General features: G+C 64.2%; 24 protein-coding genes. 13 read left to right on the forward strand and 11 right to left on the reverse strand.

Annotated features, from left to right (window positions below; genetic code table 11):
- Positions 1-44: 44 nt before the first annotated feature.
- From AArc1_RS18195 to AArc1_RS18205, 3 genes are all read right to left on the reverse strand, one after another.
- Complete coding sequence (locus AArc1_RS18195) at positions 45-404, reverse strand: hypothetical protein (RefSeq protein ID WP_117365673.1); 360 nt, start codon at positions 402-404, stop codon at positions 45-47.
- Positions 405-464: 60 nt separating this feature from the next.
- A complete protein-coding gene (locus tag AArc1_RS18200; protein WP_117365674.1) occupies positions 465-965 on the reverse strand; it encodes a 2'-5' RNA ligase family protein in 501 nt (166 codons plus the stop codon).
- A 69-nt stretch (positions 966-1,034) separates the two neighbouring features.
- The gene (locus AArc1_RS18205; RefSeq protein ID WP_117365675.1) at positions 1,035-1,220 is read right to left on the reverse strand and encodes a DUF7554 family protein; all 186 of its coding nucleotides are present in this window, start codon (positions 1,218-1,220) and stop codon (positions 1,035-1,037) included.
- 85 nt (positions 1,221-1,305) lie between these two features.
- Here AArc1_RS18205 and AArc1_RS18210 point away from each other — a divergent pair, with 85 nt between their 5' ends.
- From AArc1_RS18210 to AArc1_RS18265, 12 genes are all read left to right on the forward strand, one after another.
- The gene (locus AArc1_RS18210; RefSeq protein ID WP_117365676.1) at positions 1,306-2,418 is read left to right on the forward strand and encodes a DUF4897 domain-containing protein; all 1,113 of its coding nucleotides are present in this window, start codon (positions 1,306-1,308) and stop codon (positions 2,416-2,418) included.
- A gap of 413 nt (positions 2,419-2,831) precedes the next feature.
- A complete protein-coding gene (locus AArc1_RS18215; RefSeq protein ID WP_117365677.1) occupies positions 2,832-4,064 on the forward strand; it encodes an argininosuccinate synthase in 1,233 nt (410 codons plus the stop codon).
- Between the two features lie 2 nt (positions 4,065-4,066).
- Positions 4,067-5,560 (forward strand): argininosuccinate lyase, encoded by a 1,494-nt coding sequence (gene argH, locus AArc1_RS18220; RefSeq protein WP_117365678.1) that lies wholly within the window; start codon positions 4,067-4,069, stop codon positions 5,558-5,560.
- Positions 5,561-5,774: 214 nt separating this feature from the next.
- The gene (gene lysW, locus AArc1_RS18225) at positions 5,775-5,939 is read left to right on the forward strand and encodes a lysine biosynthesis protein LysW (protein WP_117365679.1); all 165 of its coding nucleotides are present in this window, start codon (positions 5,775-5,777) and stop codon (positions 5,937-5,939) included.
- Positions 5,940-5,941: 2 nt separating this feature from the next.
- Positions 5,942-6,817 carry a lysine biosynthesis protein LysX gene (gene lysX, locus AArc1_RS18230; protein WP_117365680.1) on the forward strand — a complete coding sequence of 292 codons (876 nt, stop codon included), beginning with the start codon at positions 5,942-5,944 and terminating at the stop codon, positions 6,815-6,817.
- Positions 6,817-7,893, forward strand: coding sequence for an N-acetyl-gamma-glutamyl-phosphate reductase (gene argC / locus AArc1_RS18235; RefSeq protein WP_117365681.1), 1,077 nt, complete (start codon positions 6,817-6,819; stop codon positions 7,891-7,893). The genes lysX and argC overlap by 1 nt, the downstream gene beginning before the upstream one ends.
- 1 nt (position 7,894) lies before the next feature.
- Entirely contained in the window at positions 7,895-8,749 is an 855-nt protein-coding gene (locus AArc1_RS18240) for an acetylglutamate/acetylaminoadipate kinase (protein ID WP_117365682.1), read from the forward strand.
- The gene (locus AArc1_RS18245) at positions 8,746-9,900 is read left to right on the forward strand and encodes an aspartate aminotransferase family protein (protein WP_117365683.1); all 1,155 of its coding nucleotides are present in this window, start codon (positions 8,746-8,748) and stop codon (positions 9,898-9,900) included. Before AArc1_RS18240 ends, AArc1_RS18245 begins: the two co-directional genes overlap by 4 nt.
- The gene (locus tag AArc1_RS18250; RefSeq protein ID WP_117365684.1) at positions 9,897-10,976 is read left to right on the forward strand and encodes a [LysW]-lysine hydrolase; all 1,080 of its coding nucleotides are present in this window, start codon (positions 9,897-9,899) and stop codon (positions 10,974-10,976) included. Before AArc1_RS18245 ends, AArc1_RS18250 begins: the two co-directional genes overlap by 4 nt.
- The gene (gene argF, locus AArc1_RS18255) at positions 10,973-11,887 is read left to right on the forward strand and encodes an ornithine carbamoyltransferase (RefSeq protein WP_117365685.1); all 915 of its coding nucleotides are present in this window, start codon (positions 10,973-10,975) and stop codon (positions 11,885-11,887) included. Before AArc1_RS18250 ends, argF begins: the two co-directional genes overlap by 4 nt.
- A 600-nt stretch (positions 11,888-12,487) precedes the next feature.
- The gene (thrC, locus tag AArc1_RS18260; protein WP_117365686.1) at positions 12,488-13,747 is read left to right on the forward strand and encodes a threonine synthase; all 1,260 of its coding nucleotides are present in this window, start codon (positions 12,488-12,490) and stop codon (positions 13,745-13,747) included.
- An 87-nt stretch (positions 13,748-13,834) separates the two neighbouring features.
- The gene (locus AArc1_RS18265; protein ID WP_117365687.1) at positions 13,835-14,185 is read left to right on the forward strand and encodes a hypothetical protein; all 351 of its coding nucleotides are present in this window, start codon (positions 13,835-13,837) and stop codon (positions 14,183-14,185) included.
- Positions 14,186-14,194: 9 nt separating this feature from the next.
- Here AArc1_RS18265 and AArc1_RS18270 read toward each other — a convergent pair whose 3' ends face one another.
- The 5 genes from AArc1_RS18270 to AArc1_RS18290 form a co-directional block, all read right to left on the reverse strand.
- Positions 14,195-14,938, reverse strand: coding sequence for a type 1 glutamine amidotransferase (locus AArc1_RS18270; RefSeq protein WP_117365688.1), 744 nt, complete (start codon positions 14,936-14,938; stop codon positions 14,195-14,197).
- A gap of 209 nt (positions 14,939-15,147) precedes the next feature.
- Positions 15,148-16,398, reverse strand: coding sequence for an ArgE/DapE family deacylase (locus tag AArc1_RS18275; RefSeq protein ID WP_117365689.1), 1,251 nt, complete (start codon positions 16,396-16,398; stop codon positions 15,148-15,150).
- Between the two features lie 181 nt (positions 16,399-16,579).
- Positions 16,580-18,097: a tripartite tricarboxylate transporter permease gene (locus AArc1_RS18280; protein WP_117365690.1), complete on the reverse strand. Its 1,518-nt coding sequence runs from the start codon at positions 18,095-18,097 to the stop codon at positions 16,580-16,582.
- The gene (locus tag AArc1_RS18285; protein ID WP_117365691.1) at positions 18,094-18,945 is read right to left on the reverse strand and encodes a hypothetical protein; all 852 of its coding nucleotides are present in this window, start codon (positions 18,943-18,945) and stop codon (positions 18,094-18,096) included. The genes AArc1_RS18280 and AArc1_RS18285 overlap by 4 nt, the downstream gene beginning before the upstream one ends.
- A 185-nt stretch (positions 18,946-19,130) precedes the next feature.
- Positions 19,131-20,189, reverse strand: a complete 1,059-nt coding sequence (locus AArc1_RS18290) for a Bug family tripartite tricarboxylate transporter substrate binding protein (RefSeq protein WP_186336629.1) — start codon at positions 20,187-20,189, stop codon at positions 19,131-19,133.
- A 182-nt stretch (positions 20,190-20,371) separates the two neighbouring features.
- Between AArc1_RS18290 and AArc1_RS18295 the strand changes: the two genes are divergently transcribed.
- The gene (locus tag AArc1_RS18295; RefSeq protein ID WP_117365692.1) at positions 20,372-21,676 is read left to right on the forward strand and encodes an ArgE/DapE family deacylase; all 1,305 of its coding nucleotides are present in this window, start codon (positions 20,372-20,374) and stop codon (positions 21,674-21,676) included.
- Positions 21,677-21,753: 77 nt separating this feature from the next.
- On the opposite strand, the gene AArc1_RS18300 is transcribed toward AArc1_RS18295, so the two are convergent.
- From AArc1_RS18300 to AArc1_RS18310, 3 genes are all read right to left on the reverse strand, one after another.
- Entirely contained in the window at positions 21,754-22,533 is a 780-nt protein-coding gene (locus AArc1_RS18300) for an alpha/beta fold hydrolase (RefSeq protein WP_117365693.1), read from the reverse strand.
- 72 nt (positions 22,534-22,605) lie between these two features.
- On the reverse strand, positions 22,606-24,201 hold the full coding sequence (locus AArc1_RS18305) for a tripartite tricarboxylate transporter permease (protein ID WP_117365694.1): 1,596 nt from the start codon (positions 24,199-24,201) through the stop codon (positions 22,606-22,608).
- A complete protein-coding gene (locus AArc1_RS18310) occupies positions 24,198-24,923 on the reverse strand; it encodes a tripartite tricarboxylate transporter TctB family protein (RefSeq protein ID WP_117365695.1) in 726 nt (241 codons plus the stop codon). Before AArc1_RS18310 ends, AArc1_RS18305 begins: the two co-directional genes overlap by 4 nt.
- Between the last annotated feature and the right edge of the window lie 20 nt (positions 24,924-24,943).

Genomic DNA, 24,943 nt, shown 5'->3' on the forward strand with positions numbered 1-24,943 from the left:
TTTCGGACTATCCAGCCGAAAAGAACGCTTGTGAGGCCGGAACGCTATTCGATAGTAACGTCTGCAGTGCCACCGATTACCATCACCCTGTGTGGTCCACCGGTGTCCACGGACAGTTCAAAGGATTCTGAGTCCTGAATGGTACGCGTATCGATGACTCCCTCATCAACGTGATCGATTCGAAGTCCAACGCCTTCGCGCTCGACATCTACATCACCATCATCCCCGATCTCATTCACCTCTTGTACGTCAACTGAGATGGAAAGAGTCGCCCCATCTTCGACTTCGAATTCAACGATTTCGTCGTCTTCGATCGTCGTATCGACACCTCCGCCGCCGAGCATGCTGGTACAGCCAGCAAGCGGCAGTACAGTCGCAAGCGAAATGAACGCGCGTCGGCGCATGCGGTCGACTACCCAGACGAGCAGGTAATATCTTCTGGCCGACTGAGTGCTCGAGCATCCTCAGGCGGGCAAGGAGACGCGACTGACCGGGAGGCGATAGGAGCCGTCCCAGAACTCGAGTTCGGAGACGGTCCAGGTGATCGGGTCGACGTCCCGATCGGCCAGTCGACGGGCGGTCGAGACGTCGCCACCTCGGGCGAGCGTGACGTGGGGGACGTAGTCGGGGCCCTCGAGTCCGGAGACTGTATCGAAGCTGTCGGTGAGGTCACGGTGGATCGACTCGAGGCCGGGGCTCTCGACGGCGAGATAGACGACCGGCGCAGAGCCCAGTGGTGGCTCCTCGAAGTAGTCGATTCCCGTGATACGGGCTTCGACCGCGGGAGCGCCCTCGAGCGCGCGGTGGGCGCGCTGTTGGAGGGCAGCGACGTGGTCGGCGTCACCGAGGCGTTTGAGCAGACAGGAGTGGTCGTCACGAACGCTGTCGAACCCGACCAGTTCGGGGTAAAGTTCGTTCGCGAGCGTGCGCACGCGACCGGGAACCGGGACGTTGACGCTGTACACGGGAGCTCAGTTCACCTTGTCCGGACCTAGGCGAGATCGACGTATGAGTCTGCCGTTCGTCGAACGGATTCAGAGCCGGTCGAACAACCAGAGGACCACGACGAGGGCGACGATGACCAGCAGGATCGGTGTCAGCAGACTGGTGAGCCAGCCGAAGACGATACCGACGATCTCGAGCACGAGGAGGATCGCCACCAGCGCGAGGACGATCTTCAACAGCGTCTCGACCGCCAGCTTGCCACGGGTATCGATCATACCTTCAGGTTTGCCTGACAATGTAAAAAGGTAGCGTCGGGACTGTCGGAAAGACCTATTTAGTCGGCTACGACATGTTCTGATAATGGAGGCGAGGGGGCGGCGGGCCCTGATTTGCGTGCTCGTAGTAGTTGGGTGTCTCATCACGCTCGGACCTGGTGCGTCCGCGGCCGTGGCCGGAGACGAGAGTGTACTCAATACTCAGCCTCAACAGCAACTCAACGAGAGCGACCAATCAGAAGAACAACTCAACGAGAGTGATCAGTTCGACGACGCCGACGACGTCCACATCGAGGTCATCCTCCAGGAGAACGGTTCGGCGACGTTCACCGTCGATTACCGGTTCGAGAACACGAGTTCCGAGGACTGGGAGACGCTTCGAGACGATGTCGAAGAGAATCCCGATAGCTACGCCGTCGCCGAACTATCCGACTGGAACGAGATCCTCGAAAAAGGTGAGAACGAAACCGACCGGGAGATGGAGCTTTCTGACGCCTCGGTCGCGACGGACACCAGTTCCACACCGCGAGATATGGGGCACGTTCAGGTTTCGTTCACCTGGTCTGCGTTCGCCCACGTCGAGTTGAATCGGATGGAAGTCGGCGGCGCGCTCGCCGGGTTCACCTTAGTCGACGATACCACGCTACAGCTATTCTGGCCCGACGAGTACGTCGTTCGCGACGTCGAACCCACGCCGGAGAATCCCCCCGATGAGTCGGTGCTCTGGGACGGCGACGGGACCGAGTTCTCCGACGGACAGCCCTGGCTCGTCCTGATCGAAAACGGCGAGTCGGCTGCCGACGAGACCGGCGACGACGTGGGTCCGGAGACGCCGTGGCTCGCCGTCGCCGGCGCTCTTGGACTCCTCGGGATCGGCGCCGCGGTCGGCTGGTGGCTCAAACGTGACAACGAGCCTACCGGACCGGCCAGCGAGACACCGGGCGGTTCGTCACCCACTCAGGCGACGGCTCCGGAGGGCACCCAGCGGCCACCACCGGAGTTACTGAGCAACGAAGAGCGCGTCCTCGAGTTACTCGAGCGCCGGGGCGGTCGCATCAAACAGCAGGAAGTGGTCTCGGAACTGCAGTGGACCGAAGCCAAGACGAGCCAGGTCGTCGGCAACCTTCGAGAGGCCGACGAGATCGACGTCTTCCGGATCGGCCGGGAAAACGTTCTCGCCCTGCCGGAAGAAGAGTAACGTCGACCGACACACGGCGAAGCCGGTCGGGTCGAGCCGAACGACGACCACTCGGCTGTGACATAGCGGCGTCGGAACCGCCGTCGGCGAACCGCCCGATCGGAGCACTGGCGTCACTGGGGACGACTCGAGCGATTCAGCAGGATTTAAGACTGTGGACTTCGTTTCTGGGCGCAATGACCGACTCCGTCGGCTGCGAATCCGCCCACAACGGGACCGACGGGTCTATTTCTCAGCGGCGGCGACGACCGCGGCGGGCCCCGTGAGCCCGTACTATACTACACCCCACCGACCCCGGTTCGTTCCGACATCCCTCAAACGCTAATTTCCCGGCCAGCATACGCTCTACCTTTAATTTTCACAATCCAAACCAATGAGTTTAAGTCCGTGCTCGCGTTTTCCTCGAGTACGACATGACACGCGTGGCACTTGCGTTCTCGGGCGGGCTGGACACTACTGTTTGCGTCCCGCTGCTCGAGGAAGAGTACGGATATGACGAAGTCATCGGCGTCACCGTTGACGTCGGTCAGCCAGCAGAAGAGTTCGACGAGGCCGAAGAAACCGCTGAGGCACTCGATCTGGAACACTACGTCGTCGACGCGAACGAGGAGTTCGCACAGCTCTGTCTCGACAGCGTACGTGCGAACGCGACGTATCAGGGCTACCCGCTGGGAACGGCGCTGGCCCGTCCCGTGATCGCCGAGGCGATCCTCGAGGTCGCCGAAGAAAACGACTGTACGGGCATCGCTCACGGCTGTACGGGCAAAGGCAACGACCAGCTCAGGTTCGAGGCAATCTGGCGCGACTCGGATCTCGAGGTCATCGCGCCCGTGCGTGAGCTCGGACTCACGCGCGAGTGGGAACAGGAGTACGCTGCGGAAAAGGAACTGCCCGTCGAGGGTGGCAGCGGCGGTGACTGGTCGATCGACACGAACCTCTGGAGCCGCTCGGTCGAGGGCGACGAGTTAGAGGACCCGAGCTACGTTCCGCCCGAGGAGATCTACGAGTGGACGCAGGCCCCATCCGGCGAGAGCCAGGAGATCGAGATCGCCTTCGAGGCGGGCTATCCCGTCGCCGTCGACGGCGTCGAGTACGAGCCCGTGGAACTCATCGAGCACCTAAACGACCTCGCCGGTCCGTACGGCGTCGGCCGCACGGATTCGATGGAAGACCGCATGCTCGGACTGAAGGTTCGCGAGAACTACGAACACCCCGCCGCGACGACGCTGCTCAACGCCCACGAGGCCCTCGAGGCGCTCGTGCTCACCCAGGAAGAACGCGAATTCAAACAGCTGATCGATCAGAAGTGGTCGAAGAAGGGCTATGAGGGCCTGATCGACGCACCGCTCGTGGACGCACTCGAGGGGTTCATCGCCGAAACCCAAGAGCGCGTCACCGGTACGGTCACGATCCGTTTCGAGGGCGGCCAGGCTCGTGCAGTCGCACGCGACAGCGACTACGCAGCGTACTCGGCTGAACACGCCTCGTTCGACACCGAAACGGTGGGCAAGATCACCCAGGAAGACGCGACCGGCGTCGCAAAGTACCACGGCTTCCAGCGCCGTCTGGCAAACGAGGCGATCGCCGCGAACGTCGAGGACGAAGAAGTAGAACTCGCGACCGACGGCAGCGGCACCGACGAATAACCATGACCGAGGAGAGCGCTCACGACGGGGAGTCGTCCGGTGGCGGTGATGGAGCCGACGCGTCGGGTGTCGTGCGGCGAGACCGCTTCAGCGGCGGCCCCGCCCGGAGCTTCCTCTCCTCGCTTGCAGCAGACGAACGGATCTTCGCGGCCGACCTCGAGGTCGACCGCGCACACGTCATCATGCTCGCGGAGTGTGAGATTATCGAGGCCGACGTCGCCGGTGAGATCCTCACGGCGATCGACGCCGTCGAAGTCGACGGCCACGACGCCCTTCCAGACGGCGAAGACGTCCACGAGGCCATCGAAACGGCCGTCATCGAACGTGTCGGTGCGGACGGTGGGAAGATGCACACCGCACGCTCGCGCAACGACGAAGTCGCGGCCTGCATCCGATACCGCCTGCGCGAGGACGTTCTCGCTGCGGTCGAGACGACGCTTGCACTTCGCGAGTCGCTGCTCGAGGTGGCCGACGCACACGACGAAACGGTGATGCCCGGCTACACCCACCTCCAGCCCGCCCAGCCGACGACGGTGGCCCACTGGGCGCTCTCTTATGCGGGAGCCGTCCGTCGAGACACGGCACGGCTGCTCGAGGCATATGGGCGCGTGAACCAGTCGCCACTCGGTGGGGCAGCGTTCGCCGGTACGCCGTTCGATATCGACCGCGAACGGACCGCCGAACTGCTGGGATTCGAGGGCGTCGTTGCAAACTCGATGGACGCCTCTTCGAGCCGCGACTTCCTGCTCGAGACCGTTCAGGCGCTGTCGACGCACGCGACGACGCTGTCGGGGCTGGCCGAGGACTTGATCGTCTTCGCCAACCGCGGCTTCGTTTCCCTCTCGGACGATTACTCCTCGACCTCGTCGATCATGCCCCAGAAGAAAAACCCCGACACGCTCGAACTCGTTCGCGCGGTCGCGGGCGACGCCGCCGGATCGGTCCAGGGGCTGACGACGACGCTCAAAGGACTACCCCGTGCGTACAATCGTGACCTCCAGCGGGCGACGACCTACGCCTGGGAGACCGTCGATGCCGTTACCGAGGCCAGCGAGGTCGCTGCGGGAGCGGTCGCGACGGCCGACTGGAACGAGGACACACTGGCGGCTGAAGCCGGTGAGGGCTTTTCGACGGCGACCGGCGTCGCGGACCTGCTGGCGATGGCCGGGCTACCGTTCCGGACGGCACACGAGGTGGTGGCGAACGCGGCGGAGAACGGATCGGATTACGATGCTATCGAGGCAGCCACCCAGGAGGTTCTGGGCGACTCTCTCGAGACGTTCGTCGATCCCGACGAGGTCGCGGCCGCGCTCGATCCCGCAACGAGCGTTGCGAGTCGCGACTCACGCGGTGGTCCCGCTCCCGAGTCAGTTGCGGACCAGCTCGAGCTCGGACGAGCGGCCTCTGAAGCTCATCGCGAGACGCACGCCGAGTTGGTGACAGCGCTCGAGGACGCACAGGCGATGCTTCGCGAGGAGGTGAACGGCTATGTCTAACGCCGGTTCGCCACGGGATGTGTCCTGGTCGCCGCGACCGCCGGCACGGCTGCGGCCGTCCCCGCGAGGGGACGAACTACTCACTATATGATACGACAATCGGAATCTCTCCGTAAAACATCTTTTTCACACCGTTAGCGGATAGTTCAGCTCTTGTAAGCTACCTGTTAAGTCCGAAGGCTTTAAGGGTGATCGGCTCCCAGGTGCGAATACAATGACCGAATGCGTCGAGTGCGGGGCCGAAGTGTCCCTGCACGACGATTTGGAAGTGGGAGAGATCGTTGACTGCACGACCTGCGGAGCCGAACTGGAAGTCGTCGACGTCGAGCCGCCAGTCCTCGAGCGAGCCCCGGAGCTCGAAGAGGACTGGGGTGAGTAACCTTGAAAGTAGGAATACTCTACTCACGCATCCGCAAGGACGAGAAGTTGCTGCTCAACGCGCTTCGCGAGCGCGACCACGAGGTCGAGAAGATCGACGTTCGCAAGCAGACGTTCGATATCAGCGAGGCCCCCGAGGGCCTTGGTGACCTCGACGTCGTCGTAGACCGCTGTCTCGCCACGAGTCGAAGCCTGTACGCCACGCAGTTCTTCGAGGCGTACGGCATCCCCGTGGTCAACAGCCACGAGACCGCGGACATCTGCGCCGACAAGGTGAAAAACAGTCTCGCGCTCGAGCAGGCTGGCGTCCCTACGCCCGCGACGAAGGTCGCGTTCACGAAGGAGACCGCGCTCGAGGCGATCGAAGCGTTTGGCTATCCCTGTGTGCTCAAACCCGTCGTGGGATCGTGGGGACGCCTGATGGCCAAGATCGACTCACCCGACGCGGCCGAGGCGATCTTAGAGCACAAGGCGACGCTCGGCCACTACGAGCACAAGATCTTCTACGTCCAGGAGTTCGTCGAGAAACCCGGCCGCGACATCCGCGTCGTCGCGACCGACGGCGAGCCCATCGCCGCGATGGTGCGCTCGTCGGACCACTGGATCACGAACGCCGCGAAAGGCGCTGAAACGGACGTCTTCGAGGTCGACGACGAGGCACGAGAACTCGTCGAGAACGCGAGCGACGCCGTCGGCGGCGGCCTGCTCGGGATCGATCTCATGGAAACTGAAGACGGCTATACGGTCCACGAAGTCAACCACACCGTCGAGTTCAAGGCGCTGGACGGTGCCGTCGAGACCGACGTCGCCGGTGCCGTCGTCGACTGGCTCGAGGCGAAAGTTGTGGCTGGCGACGACCAGGTGGAGGTGTCCGCCTGATGGCCGTCGACACCGACACCGACGTCGGCGAGGGCGGCGAGACCGTCACGGCAACCGTCGTCGGGGGCTCCGGCTTTACCGGCGGCGAACTGCTTCGCCTGCTCGCAGGCCACCCGAACGTCGAGCTCGCCGAGGTGACGAGCCGCTCGAAAGCGGGAAAGAGCGTCGGCTCTGTCCATCCGCCACTGCGCGGAGCGGACCTGCGCTTTACCGAACCAGATGACCTCGAGTCCGTCGACGTGCTGTTCGCCGCGACGCCCCACGGCGTCTCGATGAGCCAGATCGACGACTTCTTCGACGTTGCCGAGACGGTCGTCGACCTCTCGGCGGACTTCCGCCTCGAGACCGAAGAGCAGTACGACGAGTGGTACGACGGCCACGACGCGCCCGAGTACCTCGAGAAGGCGGAGTATGCCCTTCCGGAGATCAATCGGGAGAATCTCGCGGGCGCCGAGTTGATCGCCGGCGGTGGCTGTAACGCCACGGCCACGATTATGGGCCTCTACCCGCTCGTCGAGGCCGGCATTATCGACGGGGAGCAACAGATCGTCGTCGACGTCAAAGTCGGCTCCTCGGAAGGGGGAGCTGGCGGCGGCGAGGCCTCGAGTCACCCCGAGCGTTCGGGCGTCGTCCGTCCGTACGCACCGACGGGCCACCGACACGAAGCCGAGATCGAGCAGTTCCTCGGCACCTCGGTCGCGTTCACGTGCCACGCTGTCGACATGATCCGTGGTGCGAGCGCGACGAGCCACGTCTTCCCCTCGGGACCCGTCTCGAAGGGCGACCTCTGGAAGGCCTACCGCGGCTGTTATGAGGACGAGCCGTTCGTCCGGATGGCAGCCGGCGGCTCCGGCGTGTATCGGTATCCGGAACCGAAGGCCGTCGCCGGGACGAACTACGCCGAAGTCGGCTTCGAACTCGATCCGTCGAACAAGCGCGTCGTCGTCTTCTCGGCGATCGACAACATGATGAAGGGGTCGGCCGGCCAGGCCGTCCACGCCGCCAACATCGCCCTCGGCTTCGAGGAAACCGCCGGACTCGAGTTTGCGGGACTGCATCCCGTGGGGGCACCCTGAAATGACAGTCGTCGTCAAAATCGGCGGCGCACGCGCCGTCGATCCCGAAGGTGCGCTCGCGGACGTCTCGAACCTCGTCGAGGAAGGCGAAGACGTCGTCCTCACCCACGGTGGCTCGACGGCCGTCGACGAGACGCTCGAGGACCTCGGCCAGGAACCAACCTACGTCGAGACACCCGGCGGCGTCGTCGGGCGCTTTACCGACGAGGACACCATGGACGTCTTCAAGATGGTGATGCCCGGCACGCTCAACACCGACCTTGTCGAGAGCCTACAGAACGAGGGCGTGAACGCGGTCGGGCTCTCGGGGCTCGACGGCAAGTTGCTCGAGGGCAAACGCAAGTCGGCCGTTCGCGTCAAAGAAGACGGCAAGAAGAAGATCAAACGCGGCGACCACTCCGGGAAGATCGAGTCGGTCAACGCGGAGTTGCTCGAGACGCTGCTGTCGGGCGGCTACACGCCCGTCGCCTCCGTCCCCATGCTGGGCGCGGAAAAAGACGGCGGGTACACCGCCGTGAACGCCGACGCCGACCGCGCCGCCGCGGCCATCGCGGGCGCACTCCGTGCCGACCTCGTTCTCCTCACCGACGTCTCGGGCATCTACGAAGACCCCGACGACGAGTCGACGAGGATCGATTCGGCGTCGACCCCCGAGGCCTTCGAGTCGGTCAAGCAAGCCGCTGAAGGGTTCATGACCAAGAAGGTCATGGCCGCCGAGGAAGCGCTGGACGGTGGTGCCGCGTCGGTCGTCGTCGCGACGGCCAACGCCGACGAGCCCATCTCGGGTGCACTGAGTGGCGAGGGCACGACGCTCGAGCCCGGCGTGCTCGCCGACGGCGAGGAGGTGGAACAGTGAGCGACCACGACTTCATCTCCGGCAGCAAGCCCATCCCGCTCGAGCGCGGCGAGGGGCCGTCTCTCTATGCCAAAGACGGCACCGAGTATCTCGACGCCGGCGCGAGCTACGCATGTACGCCGCTGGGTCACAGCCATCCGGCTGTCGTCGAGGCGGTCCAAGAGCAGGTCGGCGAACTCACGTTCGTCGACTCCTCGTTCCCGGTCGAATCCCGCGAGAACGCCTACGCGGCGCTCGTCGCCTCGGCACCAGCTGGCCTCGAGTCGGCCTGGTTCTGTAACTCCGGCACCGAGGCCAACGAGGCCGCACTGAAGTTCGCCCGCTCGGCGACCGGTAACTCGAAGATCATCGCCGCGACTCGCTCGTTCCACGGTCGAACAATGGGGTCGCTCGCAGCCACCTGGAAGGACGCGTACAAGAAGCCGTTCGAGCCGCTGGCCGGGGACGTGGAGTTCGTCCCGTACGGCGACAGCGAGGAACTCGCCGAGGCCGTCGACGACGAAACTGCGGCCGTGATCCTGGAACCGATCCAGGGCGAAGGTGGGATCAACGTCCCACCGGCGGGCTACCTCGAGACGGCCCGAGAACGCACCGAGGAGGCTGGCGCGGCGCTCGTCTTCGATGAGGTCCAGACCGGCATGGGCCGGACGGGCGAGATGTGGGCCTGCCAGAACGCAGGTGTCACGCCAGACATCCTCACGACGGCGAAAGGCCTCGGCAACGGCCTACCCGTCGGCGGCGTCGTCGTCCGCGACTGGATCGCCGACGGCGCGGCCTCGCACAACGCCACGTTCAGCGGTGGCCCCGTCGTCACCGCAGCGGTCCACGCCACCATCTCGACACTGCTCGAGGAGGAGTGGCCCGCCCACGCCGCCGAGCTGGGCGAGTACCTCACGAGCGAACTCGAGGCGGCACTGGGCGAGGAGGTCCGTGAGGTCCGCGGCGAGGGCCTGCTCGTCGGCATCGAGTTGAAACGCGGTTCGAACCGCGTCGCTCGCGATCTGGCGCTCGAACACCAGATCCTGGCGCTGCCGGCGGGACGGACCGTTCTCCGGCTGCTCCCGCCGCTCGTGATCGACGAGGCGGAAGCCGACTCGATCGTCGCTGCACTGGCCGAGATCGTCGCCCCCGAAGCACAGGCCGAATCATGAGCGCGTCGATGGACGACACCACGGCCGTCTCGCTCGAGGACGCCCGCACCCTGTTGGTCGATCTGGTCTCGATCCCCTCGCCGTCAGGCGAGGAACGCGAAGCAGCCAAACGGCTCGTCGACTTCTTCGAAGCCCACGACCGCGAGGTCTGGATCGACGCCGTCGGCAACGTGCGTGCACCCGCGGACGACTCCGTCCTGTTGACCTCACACATCGACACCGTTCCGGGTGACATCCCGGTCGAGGTCGAAGCGACCGGCGACGACGAGATCCTCTGGGGTCGCGGCAGCGTCGACGCGACGGGTCCACTGGCGGCGATGGCCGCCGCAGCCGTCCGAACGGGCGTCTCGTTCGTCGGCGTCGTCGGCGAGGAAGTCGACTCGAGCGGGTCGCGCTATCTCATCGACGACCGTGAGACGGCCCCGGAAGCCGTCGTCAACGGCGAGCCATCCGGTGCTAACGGCATCACACTCGGTTATCGTGGCCTGCTCGCCGGTACCTACGTCGCGACCAGCGAGTCTGGGCACACCTCCCGACCGGATCCGAACGCGATCCAACACGCCGTCAGCTGGTGGTCGGCCGTCGAAGACCGGTTCGAAGGTGGCGAGTACGAACCCATCTTCGAGCAGGTGACGACCAAGCCCGTCGACATCCAAGGCGGTATCAGCGAGGATGGGCTCTCCGTCGAGGCGACGATGGACGTCCAGTTACGCGTCCCGCCCGCCCTCGACGTCGAAACGGTTCGCGAAGCCGCAGAGGCCGAACTCGAGGTCGGAACCGTTACCTGGAAGGACAAGGTTCCGCCGGTGATGATGAGTCCGCGTACGGAGGTCGCCCGGGCGTTTCGGGTCGCCATCCGCAACGAGGGCGAAGAGCCGCGACTGCTCAGAAAGACCGGCACCAGCGACATGAACGTCTACGCCAGCGCCTGGGACTGTCCGATGGCCACCTACGGCCCCGGCAACTCTGACCTCGATCACGCACCCGACGAGCGACTCTCGCTCGCCGAGTTCGACCGATCGGTCGCGATTCTCGAACGGGTCGCGACCACACTCAGTGAAGGTGACGACGAATGACCGACGAACCACGACACTTCCTCGAGATCGACGACGTCTCGACCGACGAACTCGGTGCGATCCTCGATCGTGCCGACGAGTACAAACGCGCCCAGCACAACGGTGAGGCCCACGAAGACCTCGACGGGCAGACGCTGGGGATGATCTTCCAGAAGCCGAGCACCCGGACCCGCGTCTCCTTCGAGACGGGGATGACACAACTCGGCGGCCACGCCGTCTTCCTCGGCGAGGACGACATCCAGCTTGGCCGGGGCGAACCGCTAAAAGACACCTCCCGTACCCTCTCGCGGTACGTCGACGCCGTGATGGCCCGCGTGTTCAAACACGAGAACGCGGAGGTGCTCGCCGAGTACGCCACCGTCCCCGTGGTCAACGGCCTGACAGACGACGCCCACCCCTGCCAGACGCTCGCGGACTTACAGACGATCCGCGAACTCGAGGGTGGGTTCGACGGCGTTTCGGCGGCCTGGGTCGGCGACGGCAACAACGTCGCCCAGTCGTTTGCCGTGGGGTGTGCACTGACCGACATCGACCTCACCGTCGCGACGCCAGAAGGCTACGGGATCGACGACGCGGTCGTCGAACGCGCCCGCGAACTGGGCGGGAACCTGGCGGTGACGAACGATCCCGTCGAAGCGGCCACGGACGCTGACGTTATCTACACTGACGTCTGGATCAGCATGGGTCAGGAGGACGAACGCGACGTTCGTATGCAGGCGTTCGAGGGCTTTCAGGTCAACTCGGAGCTGCTCTCTTATGCCCCCGACGCGTCGGTGATGCACTGTCTCCCCGCACACCGCGGCGAGGAGGTCACCGACGCAGTCGTCGAGAGCGACCAGTCGGTCGTCTTCGACCAGGCAGAGAATCGACTTCACGCCCAAAAGGCGCTGTTGAGTTGGCTGCTCGAGTAGTACGACCGCGAACTGAGTGAGCGGCTTTTTGTTCTCTCGCTGAACGACGTGACGCGACGGCCAGCGAGAGCGTTGCTCTCGCGAGACGGATTTTTGCGTGAGGGTGAGCAAAGCGAACCCGAGCGGAAAACGGTGGCAACGAAGGTGCTGGTGAGTTGGCTGCTCGAGATCCGTTCGAGTGGTCAATCGACGCTTTTTGCTGGTCAAGTACTGGTTTGTGGTTCCCAGGGAGTTGTTATCTAGCTGAACTGTCTCGAGGGCTTATCCCGCTGTCAGAGGGCGAGACGAGTACATGGCATTCAGAGTAGTACTCGCGGTCGTCATCATGCTCATCGGCCCCGCAGCGTTGTTCACACTCATCTTGCTGTGAGTAGTCGAGGAAGTCGGCTCGAGAGGTGGAAGAATATGACCCATCAGAGGCCGTAGACGACGTAACCAGACGGATACCGAGATCGATGCCGCACACTGGTCGGCGGCTGGCTGTCTCCGGCACGTGTCCCCGAACCGGTCGATGCGGGACCGGCCCGCGCGTTCGGTACCGAACGCGGAGGGAACGGCAAATCCGCGCACTTTTCCCCCTCGCCTCCGTCTCGAGCGACAATGAGTCTCAGTCTCTCCGCCGACCGACCGTCGGTGCCCGACGAGGCAGACAACGGCGTCTGGCTCGAGTGTATCGAGTGCGGTGAAACCTACGCGCCGTTCGAGGCCGTTCGGTACACCTGTGACGAATGCGACGGCCTGCTCGAGGTTCGGTACGCCGACCTCCCGACGTTCGACGAGTTCGAGGGCCACGGCGTCTGGCGCTACGCTCCAGCCTTGCCGCTCGAGGAGGGCGTGACGATCCAGGAGGGTGCGACGCCGCTGTATGAGGTCCCTCGACTCGAAGAAAGCGTTGGCGTCGAGGCGCTGCGCATCAAACACGAGGGGATGAACCCCACCGGCTCGTTCAAAGACCGCGGGATGACTGTCGGCACGGCCGTCGCGAAGGAACTCGGCGTCGGCCGACTCGCCTGTGCGTCGACCGGCAACACGAGCGCCGCACTGGCGGCCTACGGCACCCGTGGCGGAATGGAAACGCTCGTCCTTCTGCCCGCAGGGAAAGTCGCCGCCGGCAAGGTGGCCCAGGCCAGCCTCCACGGCGCGCGCATTCTCGAGGTCGACGGCAACTTCGACGCCTGTCTCGACATCGTCCAGGACCTCGCCAGCCGCGGTGAGGTCTACCTGCTGAACTCGCTGAACCCCTTCCGACTCGAGGGCCAGAAGACGATCGGTCTCGAGATCCTCGAAGCGTTCCAGGCCGACTACGATGCGTTCCCCGACCGGATCGTCCTGCCGGTGGGCAACGCGGGCAACACCTCGGCGCTGTACAAGGCGTTCCGCGAGCTCGTTCAGGCGGGTGCACTCGAGCCCGAAGAGGTTCCGAAGCTAACCGGCGTCCAGGCCGAGGGGGCCGCGCCGATGGTCGAGGCCATCGAAAACGACGCCGACGAGGTTCGTCGGTGGGACGACGTCGAGACGCGGGCGACGGCGATCCGGATCGGCAATCCGGTCAACGCGCCGAAGGCCCTACCCGGCATCCGCGAGACCGGTGGCACGGCGATCTCGGTCTCAGACGAGGAAATCACCGACGCCCAGCGCGACCTCGCCCGCGAGGGGATCGGCGTCGAACCCGCCTCCGCGGCCTCCGTCGCTGGCCTACGAAAACTCCGCGCCGAGGGGATCGTCGACGACGACGAGCGGGTCGCCTGCCTGACGACGGGCCACCTGCTCAAAGACCCCGACGCAGCCGCAGCCGCTGGCGGCGATCCGGAGCCGGTGCCGGCCGACACCGACGGCGTGCTGGCCCATCTCGAGGAGTAGCCCACGGACGCACGACCTGCGTCAGACGGTCTGACGCGTGACTGACTGAGCTTTTTCACGGCGGGAATAAGACGGACTAACAGACCCATGGCCGCCGAGCAACGATCCGCCACGCGAACGCGTGGAGACGCCGACGCACCGGCACCCGCTCCGGATATCGACCTCGAGTTTCGCTCTCCGCTCGAGTCGGCGCTGTTGCGCACCGACGACCCAGACGAGGTGCCAACGGAGCTGGTGCTGTCACACCGAATCGAACGAACGAAGCTGCAGTCACAGATCGCCGCCCTCGAGCGAGAACTCCAGGCCAGCGAGCACCGGCGAACGCAGATCATCACGCAGTACGAACGACTACTCGAAGAACGGACGACTGAGCAAGAGCGAACTCGAGACGAGTGTTCGAAATCCGGGTTGCTGGGGCGGCTGTTCGACGGTCGCTAGCCGCAGCCGTCAGTCCGAACAGCCGACTTCGGCCGACGTATCCGCGTCGACCTCGATGGATCCGTCAGCCGGCGTCGACGAAACCTCACGGACGAACTCGAGGAAGTTCTCGAAGACGAGTTTCGCCTCGCAGGCTGCACGGTAGTTTTCCGCGGTGATCTCGGCGAGGACCGACTCGAGTCGCTCGTCGGAGAGGTTCTTGCGGTGGACGAGCGAGCGAGCGGTTTTCGGGTCGTATTCGGGGTGAAACTGGACACCGAAGACTCGGTCACGGCGAAAGCCGTGGTTCGAATACTCGTTTTTCGCGAGCGGCGTCGCCCCCGGCGGCAGTTCGGAGACCTCGTCCGAGTGGCTCGTAAAGGCCGTGAACGTCTCGTCGATGCCGTCGAACAGCCGTGAATCAGTCGTGCGCTCGATTTCGCTGTAGCCGACCTCGTAGGCACCCATGTCCTCGACGGTGCCGCCGAGGACGTCCGCTAACAGCTGGTGACCCCAACAGACCCCGAGACACGGAATGTCGCGGTCGACCGCGCCGGCGACCCACGATTTGGTCGCGTCGATCCAGTCGTCGTCCCAGTAGACAGACGACCGAGAACCGGTGATCACGACGGCGTCGAATCCGTAGTCGTCGGGCACCGTCCCGGTCGTCACGTCGTACTCCGACAGCGAAGCGTCGAGCTCGCGCCGGAAGTTTCGCGTCGTATTCTCGTCCTGGTGGGCGGCGTTCAGGACGGCAATTCGAAGCTGGCTCATCGGCCGCTAGTGGAGACTCCGCACGGATAGCCTTTCTGTACAACGCCGACGTTGCCGCGATCGTAGACGGAGCCTACTGGTGACGTCACGACCGATTCACGCGGTCCGCTCTCGAGGACGAAACACTCTGAGAAAGTGATAGACGCCGTGGGACACGTCGCCATCGACGGGGGCTACGTAGCGGTTCGCGAGAGCCGAGCGGCGGCGTGTCAGTCTTCGAGGTATGTCCGTGCCGCAGCCGCCAGCAGTTCACCCGCCGCAAGCACCGCCTCCCACTCGATCGACTCGTCCGGGAAGTGAGCCTGCTGGATCTCGCCCGGTCCGAACAGCACCGTCGGAATTCCGGCGTGAACGTAGTGGCGACTATCCGCGCCGTAGGTCGCCCCCCGCGGTGCGGTGTCGGACAGTCCCGCAGCCGTCATCGCGGACTGTACGGCCTTGACCACGGGCTCGTCGGGGTCGATCTCGGCCGGTTCGAACTGGATCGAAAAGCGCTCGAACGCCGGTGGGTTCGCCCCGAGGAAGGGGTCCGCCGCAACGACGGACGCCAGCCGCTCATCGAACTCCCGTTCGACCTCGTCGACGGTTTCACCGGGCGCGACGCCAATTCTGACCTCCGCTGTGAGTTCGTCGGGTACCGACGACGCCCAGCGACCCGCCTCGAGGCGACCGAAACAGACCGGCCACGGGATCGGAAACGCCTTGTACAGCGGGTGTTCGACGCGCTCACCGCGCTCCGACTCGAGGTCCGAAAAGGCCTGTCGGATGCGCTCGAAGTGGGGGAGAACGGACTCGCCGTGCCAGCGCGTCGCCGCGTGTGCCGACCGGCCCTCGATGCGGAGACGCTTCATGAGGCTCCCCTCCGTGGCGATCACCGGCCGGCAGTCCGTCGGCTCGGCGACGATCGCCGCGTCCCGCTCGAAGGGGTACGGGTTCTCGAGTGCGGCGGCCGCGGCACCGATGCCGCCTTCCTCCTCGCCGACGACGCTCTCGACGACGAGTCGGCCGTCGAAGTGGGGATCGGAGGCCGCGAGGTGGCGAGCAGCGAAGATCGCCGCCGCCAGCCCGGATTTCATGTCCGTCGCCCCACGGGCCGTAAGCGTCCCGTCCCGCCAGCGCGGCTCGAACGGCTCCCCAGTCCAGCCGCTGTCGGCTGGTACCACGTCCACGTGGCCGTTCAACACGAGCGTTCGGCCAGCATCGGGATCGCCGAACTCGAGGACGCCCGCGACGCTCGGCCGATTCGCCGTCTCGATCGCAGACGGATCGTCGGGAAACGACGGGTGATCGGCCAGCCGCTCGGGGTTGGCCTCCCAGGTGTACGTCTCGAAGCCGGCCTGCTCGAGGAACTCGCGAAGCCACTTCTGGGCTGGGGCCTCGTCTCCAGGGGTGGTCTCGAATCGACAGAGGTCGTCGACGAACGACCGCAACTGCTCGTCCCACGCGGTCGCAAAGGTCATACGTCAGCGATCCCCGAGAGAGGCAAAATAGCTTCGGAATCGCTGTCGCTCGCCCGTTTTGTAAGAGTAGGGACGAGAGGATAGACGACGGCCTCGACGTCGGCTCGGTCGATCCGGTGGACTGGATTCCAGGCATCTCCCCGAACCAGCCAGGAGGAAAAACAGCGTACAGCAGTCGGCCTCAGTTCCGGCCGAGTTTGCGGTCGATCCAGGGTTTGGCGAATGGACCGACGAGCAGCCAGAAGATCACCAGCGACAGGATCGGCGAGAGCCAGCGACCGTACTCGAACGGATTGATGAAGATCATGTACGAACCGTCCGAAAGCTGCAGGGCGGTCCGGAGGTTGTCCTCGGCGATGTCTCCGAGGACGACCCCGAGAACGAACGCGATCACCGAGTAGTTGTACCGAACCATGTAGAAGCCGATCACGCCGAAGATGATGATCGTCAGGATGTCGATCGGGTTGATCCGGAGGGCGTAGGTCCCAAGGAACGAGAGAACGACGACCATGGGGATGATGTAGTTCGTGTCGATCTTCGTCAGGTAGCCCAGGCGAGTGACCGCACCCAGTCCAACGACCAGGATGACGACGTTACCGATGAGCAGTGCCAGCAACATCGTGTATGTCAACAGCAACTCACCGTCGGCCTGAAACATCTGCGTGCCAGGCGTGACGCCGTGCATCAACAGGCCGCCGATGAGAACGGCCGTCGACGAACTCCCCGGAATACCGAAGGAGATCGCCGGCACGAGCGAGCCAGCGACGGTCCCGTTGTTCGATGACTCCGAGGCGACGACGCCGACCTCGTTGCCCGATCCGAACGTTTCGGGCTCACTCGACGATCTGACGGCTTCGGAGTAGGCAACGAAGTTCGAGACCGTCGCGCCTGCACCCGGAATCGCCCCGACGATCATACCGATCATTCCCGATTTGAACACCGTCACGGGCCGGCTGAACGTCGACTTGATCCCCTCTCTGATGCCGCTGGCGTCGATGGTGACTTCACCCTCGGCGATTCCACCTTTCTGCCCGGCGAGTTTCATCATCTCGGCGATCGCGAACAGTCCGATGAGCACGGCGACGAAGTCGATTCCGTCGAACAGCAGCAGGTGATCGGAGTATCGCCGGTCGGTGGCCACCGGCTGTGCCGACCCGATCGTCGTGACGAGCAAGCCAGCGAATCCAGCCAACAGCCCCTTCGCGAACGATCCCCGCGTGATCACCGTGATCATACAGAGCCCGAGCAGGGCGACCAAGAACCGCTCGGGCGTCCCAACCGCAAGCACCATCTGCGCGAGCAGCGGCGAGAACAGGATCAGCGCCGTGATCGTGAACAGGCCAGCAAACGCCGAGGCAGTCGCCGAGATCGACAGCGCCGTTCCCGCCCGACCCTGCTTCGACATCGGATAGCCGTCGAACATCGTCGCTGCCGACGACGACACCCCCGGTGTATTGATCAGGATCGCGGCGATAGATCCGCCGTACATCGAGCCGCTGTACACCCCGACGAGCAGGATAATCGCCGGTGCTGCATCGAGTGGCAGCGTCAGCGGCAGGATGATCGCCATCCCGAGTGGCGGGCCAAGTCCGGGCAACCCGCCGACGACGATCCCGAGAAGGACGCCTGCCAGCAGCCAGATCAGGATCTCGAGATCGAGCAGCGCAAGCGAGGCGTCGACGAACGTCTCGAAGCTCATACCAACATCACCAGCCACTCACCGACTGCAGCCGGAAGGGTAGACAGCCCGAGCAGGTCGTCCGGCGGCGTCGGCTCCCAGCCGGTGAGCCAGCCCTCAGCGATGTCGCTGCTGATGACTTCGTAGAACAGGTACGCCGTCACGAACGCGATCACGACGAGTCCCGCCGCTTTGAGCAGGTCCATCCGAACCCAGAGCGCCCAGAGGGTGACGAAGATCGGCGTCGCATACAGCATTCCGATCGTGAACGTGAGGATCATATACAGCACACAGAGCACACCGGTCACCGCCGGCCCCAGCGGGTCGTCGATGTCGTACGTATACATCGCGGCCGACTCGGTTTCCTCGTCGACCTTCGCTCCTTTCTCCCGTGCGTCGTCCATCCCGTCGTCGCCGAGGATCTGCTTCGGTTCGGCGACGAACGATTTCGTCGCCTCGCCGACTCGTTCGCGCATGCCAACGGCAGCGACGAGTAACGCAACACCGACGACGACCCGGTACTGGATCGCACCAGTCTCGAGGTACGTCGTTACGGCACCGTAGGACAGGTAAAGCCCGAGGGCACCTGCCAGCAGCGGCGCAACGACGGTGAGGTAGTTTCGTGCCAGGATGAGAAACGCCAGCAGCGCCGTCCCACCGGCCATTACCCGTGGGAACTCGGCCGCGACTGGCGAGAACTCGCGTGCACCCCAGAACATGTAGACGCCGACAACCAGGAACAACAGCAACAGAACGTGTTCCATCGTCGGTCGTTCCCGTAACACGGTTTGGCCCGCGTCCAAAACCCGTTGTGCAACGGCCCCGATACGTCCCTGAAAATCGTCTACTGCAGATCGTCCATTCCCCATTGTCAATCACGTCTCAAGATAGTCTGTGTCGTCTTCGTCCATCCCGATACAGTCCCCTTCACAGAACCGAATCCTCGCGGTGGCCTCCAGACAGCGCTCGCTCGAGCGAACGGCGTCGGACACGCTCGAGCGGATTCGACGTATGCACGTTTCACGTGGAATCGAAATATGGTGTGGCCAGTCGACTACGACTCTTCTTCGGCCAACTCGTTGAACGCGTCGAACCCGCCGATGGCGTCTTCGACCTGCTGTTCTTGCTCCTCGACGATGCCCGTCCAGGCCTCCTCGGCTGCATCCATGTCGCCGTACTCGAGGATGTTGCCCGTGTCTTCGGCCCACTCCTGGGCGCTATCGCTGTTGACGCCGACTTCGACCGCCTCTGAGATGATCTGCCGTTCTTCTTCCGGCGTGCCAGCCGGGGCGAGTTGGGTCTGGGTGAACTCTACGAGCCACGCCATACTGTCGCCGTAGTTCGTGATCATATCGAGGTCCTCCCCCATCTCCGTCGCGTCGACCTCGATGTCCATCAGGTTCACGACGGTGTAGGCCTCGCCGCTCTCTTCGGCACCGATCGCGGAGGTGTTCGTCGCGAACCCGGCAGCGACCTCGCCGGACTGGACCGCCTCGCTGGTCGGTCCGCCACCGTCGTACGGGACGGAGTTGTCGTACTCGAGGCCGTAGTCGTCTCGTAAGAGAAGCGTCGCGAGGTGGCTGTCGCTTCCTGCACCCTGGTACCCGAAGCCGGAGATGTCCCCGTCCGCGTACGCGTCGCGAAGCGCACCGTAGTCTTCGATACCGTACTCCTCGCCGAGGTCGCGGTTGACGATGAGCGTGTAGCCGAACGTGCCAGCGTAGCTAATCGGCTCGAAGTCCTCCTCGATGTGGAAACTATCCTCGAGCCCCTCGGCCGCCCAGGTGAAGTGTGCGCCGGCCGAGTTGACCGTTCCGAACGTATAGCCGTCGGGGTCTTGGGTCGACAGCCACTCGGTCCCGACCATACTGCCAGCGCCCGGACGGTTGTCCACGTCGACTGATTGGTCGAGCGGCCCTTCCATCCCCGGAAGAATCTGTCGAGCGTACGTGTCGGTCCCACCGCCTTCCGACCACGGAATCATCCACGTCAGCGAGTCAGTCGGGAACCCGTCTCCGTTTCCGCTACCGTTGTCATCGTCGTCACCGAGGCAGCCGGCCAGACCGACTGCACCAAGTGCACCCATTGACGAAACGAAGTGTCGTCGTTTCATGCTACCAGATCACATGAACCATTATCTTATAATGCTTTCGAGCAAAACATGGACAGAACTAGAACATCCTATGCGTAGATAATACATACTCGGTTGACACTCCTCGGCTACTCTCGTGGCAGGTCTGATAAGTATCCGACAGTATAGTGTACGTATATCACAGCGAGACCGAATGTACTCGCATGGACCACCGGAACGCGAAAGCGCGAGTAAAAGAGACGATCGTAGCACGCGACGACGACCTCCTTGAGACGCTCGAGCGCCTCGTTTCCGCGAAGTCAGTGACCGGAAACGAACGCTGTGGTCAGCAGGTGATGCTCGAGGAATTCGAGCGACTGGGACTCGAGGTTGACACCTGGGAACCCGAGGCCGACGCGCTCGAGGATCACCCTGGCTACTTTCGTACTTCATCGTACGAGGACTGCGGGTACGAGGGACGTGAAAACGCCGTCGCGACGGTTCCCGGCACCGGTGACGGGCCGACGCTCGCGCTGTCGGGACATATCGACGTCGTTCCTGCAGACCCGGAGTCGGCCTGGGAATCCGATCCGTGGACGCTGCGACGTGAGGGTGATCGGGTGTACGGTCGCGGTGCGTCGGATATGAAAGGTGGACTCGCCGCGATGCTTCTCGCCGTGACGGTGCTGGCTGAGGAAGGAATCGACCTCGCAGGCGACCTCTACGTCCAGAGCACGATCGAAGAGGAAGACGGCGGTGTCGGCGGCCTCCTCTCGGTGCTCGAACGCGGTTACGTGCCGGACGCGGCGATTATCCCCGAGCCGTTCGGCCTGCCGAACGTCGGCATCGCGAGCGCCGGCGTGATGTTCTTCGACGTGACCGTCCCGGGAAAGAAAGCTCACGCGGCGTGGGGCCACCAGGGCGTCAGTGCGTTCGATAAGGCCTGTCACGTTCGTAGCGCGCTGAACGCGCTCAACGACGAGCGACAGACCAGTATCGACTTCCCGCCCGCCTATGGCGCGGATCCCTCCCTGGAAGGACACGTAACGAACATCAACGTCGGCGTCGTCGAAGGCGGCGACTGGCCCGCGTCGGTCCCCGCGGAAGTGACCATGCACGGGCGCGTCGGCTGGCCACCGGGCGAGAGCCGCGCCGAGGTGCGCGAGGCGATCGAGGAGGCGATCGAGGCCGCTGCGAGCGAGGACGAGTGGCTCGCCCAGCACCCACCGACCGTCGAGTGGACCGGCTGGAACGCCGCCCCACACGAGGTCCCACGGGACGCCGAGATCGTCGAGATCGTCAAGAGAAACGCCGAGTCGACCACCGGCGAGGACGGGACGTTCGTCGGCGGTAACGCCGCGCTCGACGAGCGGTTCTACCAGCGATACTACGACGTCCCCGTCGTCACAGCCGGCCCGTACGGTCCGAACCTCCACGGCGTCGACGAGTACACGACGGTCACGTCGTTGCTCGAGACCGCCCAGACGCTGGCCGTCTCAGCGATCGACTACTGCGGACTCGCCGAATAGCGTGTGACGGCTCCCGTGCCGGCTACGGCCGGCCCAGCACACGGGGTACCCGGACGGAAACCAGCGAACGCCTTCGCTCAGTCCTCGATGTGGTCCTCGAGAAAGCCGAGTAGCTGATCGTTGACCGCGCGTGAGCGCTCGATGAACGCGAGGTGACCTGCACCCTCGAGCGAAACGAACTCGCCACGGGGAAGCCCACGTGCGAGGTCCCGACCGGCATCGACCGGGACGAGTTCGTCTGCCGTGCCGTGGACAACCTGGGTCGGTTGTGTCACCTCGACCAGCCAGTCGCGCGCGTCGAAACCCTCGAGTGCGGCGACCTGTGCCCCCCAGCCGTCACGGTCGGCGTCGCCGTCGGCTCGCCACTCGACGATTCCGTCGAGGACGTCAGGCTGTGTCTCGCAAAATTCCGCGGAGAACGCCGCCTCGAGTGACGACTCGAGGGCCTGCCGATCGTCGGGTGGAGCGAACAGCGCTTCGAGGCCGAAGGCGTCGGCGCGGGCGGCGGTTCCGAACAGCGAAAGTGTCTCGACGCGGGTCGTCGACCGGGCCGCCTCGAGGGCGACTGCACCGCCGAGGCCACAGCCGACGACGTGGGCGCGCCGGTGGCCGCAGTCGGCGAGGACGGCCTCGAGATCGGCAACGAGCGTCTCGAGGCTGTAGGGGCCGGACGGGGCGTCAGAGCGACCGGTCCCCCGGAGGTCCCAGACGATGGCCTCGAACGGGCCGGCGACGGCCGCGTGTTGCCACCCCCAGAGCCAGCCCCCGAGGCCAGCATCGGAGACGAAGACGACCGGGTCGCCGTCACCGTCGCGCTCGTAGTACAGCGACACCTGGCCGTTCGACGCGGTTGGCATGCTCGCCGATAGGAACTGGAGCAAGGCGACGGTTTCGGTTCGGTCGAAAACAAACAGGCTCGAGCGAGACGGTCAGTCCGCGTTCGAGGCCCTCCGTTTCCCGTCGAACCAGCGCTTGATGAACGGCCCAAAGAGGATGACGAAGATCAACAGCGTCAGGACCGCTGCGAGCGGGCGCTGCGTGGGGTCAACGAAGATCGAGTACGACCCGATGACGGGGAAGTCGTCGTTTCCAAGCAACAGCCCGCGCCAGAAGTTGTCTTCGGCGATACTGCCGAGGACGACCCCGAGGACGAACGCGATCACCGAGTAGTTGTGCCTGACCATGTAGAAGCCCACGATGCCGAAGACGACGAGCGTGAGCAGATCGACCAGATAGTAATCGAGCACGTACGTCCCGAGGAACGAGAGGACGATCACGAACGGGATAATGTAGTTCGTATCGATTCTGGTGAGGATGCCGAGTCGGGTCACCATCGAGAGGCCGAACAGCAAGATGATGAGATTTCCGACGAGCAACGCGAGCAACATGACGTAGGTCGTCAGCAACTCGCCGCCGGCGTCGAACATCGAGCGACCGGGGGTCAGCCCGTGCATGAGGAGTCCGCCAATGAGGATCGCCGTCGAGGAACTGCCGGGAATGCCGAAGGCGATCGCTGGGATAATCGATCCGGCGACGGTCCCGTTGTTCGACGCCTCGGAAGCGACGACGCCGGCTGCGTTCCCCTGGCCGAACGAGCCGGGATCATCGGAACTACGGACGGCTTCCGAGTACGCGATGAAGTTCGAGACGGTCGCGCCCGCGCCGGGGACGGCCCCGACGAACATCCCGATGAAGCCGGATTTTATCATCGTCACTGGGCGGGCGAACGTCTCTTTGATGCCATCGACGACGCCGCCACCGATCTCGATGTCGGTCTGGGCGATGGAGCCTTGCTGGCCGGCCAGTTTCATCATCTCCGCGATTGCGAAGAGACCGATCAACACGGCGACAAAGCTGATCCCGTCGATCAGCTCGAATCGAAGGCTTTCCGGCCCGAAGACGTACCGGCGTTCACCCGTCATCTGGGCCGTGCCGACGGTCGTCACGAGCAAGCCAGCCGCCCCGGCGAGCAGTCCCTTCGCCATCGATCCTTTCGTGACGACGACGATCATCGCCAATCCGAGCACCGCGACGAGGAAATACTCGGCCGTCCCCACCCGCAGGATCAACGCGATCAGCGCGGGCGAGAAGATGATCAGTGCCGCGATGGTGAACAGCCCTGCGATGGCGGATGCGGTCGCCGAGATAGACAGCGCCGTCGCGGCGCGTCCCTGTTTCGACATGGGGTAGCCGTCGAACGTCGTCGCAGCGGACGACGAAACGCCCGGAGCGTTAATCAACACCGCCGTGATCGAGCCACCATACATCGCGCCGCTGTAGACACTGATCAACAGGATGATGCCGTTCGAGGGCTCCATCGGTGCCGTAAGCGGCAGGATAATCGCCATCCCAAGCGGCGGGCCAAGGCCGGGCAATGCACCGACGACGATTCCCAACAGGATTCCGGCGAAGATCAACCCGAGCGTCCCCGGCTCGAGCAGTTGCTCGAGGGCCCCGAAAAACACGTCGACGTTCGAGACGTCGAGCGGGGTCACGGCGAGCGCCGCCGAAACGACGTCGATCATAGTCCCCCCAGTGGTAAGACGATCTCCCAGCCAGTCCAGATGCCTTCGCTAATACTTCGCGGTGCCACCCACTCGAACCCGAGTGCAATGACGAACGCGAGCGCCGATAGCGCGACGATCTCGAGGATCGAGCCGAGTTTCGCACGCATGTCCGCTCCGAGCGGTCGGTTCGCCCAGAGGAGATATGCTGCGACGAACAACGGCGTCGAGTAGATCAGCCCGATCACCAGTGCGAGGACGAGATAGCCCACGCTCAATAGCGCAACGACGGCCGGGCCGACCCAGTCGTCGACGTCGTAGACGTACGCGCCGGTGAGTTCGTCCTCTTCGCCGTCAGTTGCGTTTTCTGAAGGCGATTCCTCAGCATCGTCTCCGGATTCCGTCTCGTCGGCGTCACCGTACTCCTCGCTGAGATCGGTGTCAGAGCCGATCTGAAACGGTTCCGCAACGAACGACCGGATCGGCCCCGGCAAGTAGTTTCGCAGCAATAGCAGTACCGACAGGACGACGACGATCGCCGAAAGGATCTGTGGGAACAGTCGTGCTTCGTGGCTGTACCCGTCGGCCCCGACGAACATCACGGCTCCAAACGCGAAAAACAAGACCAACAGGGCGTGCTCAGACGTCGGCTTCTCCCCCAGTAGTCGAGAGAGTCCCCCCTGGACGCGCCCGAGTGGGCCGTCGCTAGCGTCTCCCGTCTCGGATAACTCATTCTTACTCATCGTTCAAAGATAGAAGGAAC

This window comes from Natrarchaeobaculum sulfurireducens (assembly GCF_003430825.1).
GTDB lineage: Archaea > Halobacteriota > Halobacteria > Halobacteriales > Natrialbaceae > Natrarchaeobaculum > Natrarchaeobaculum sulfurireducens.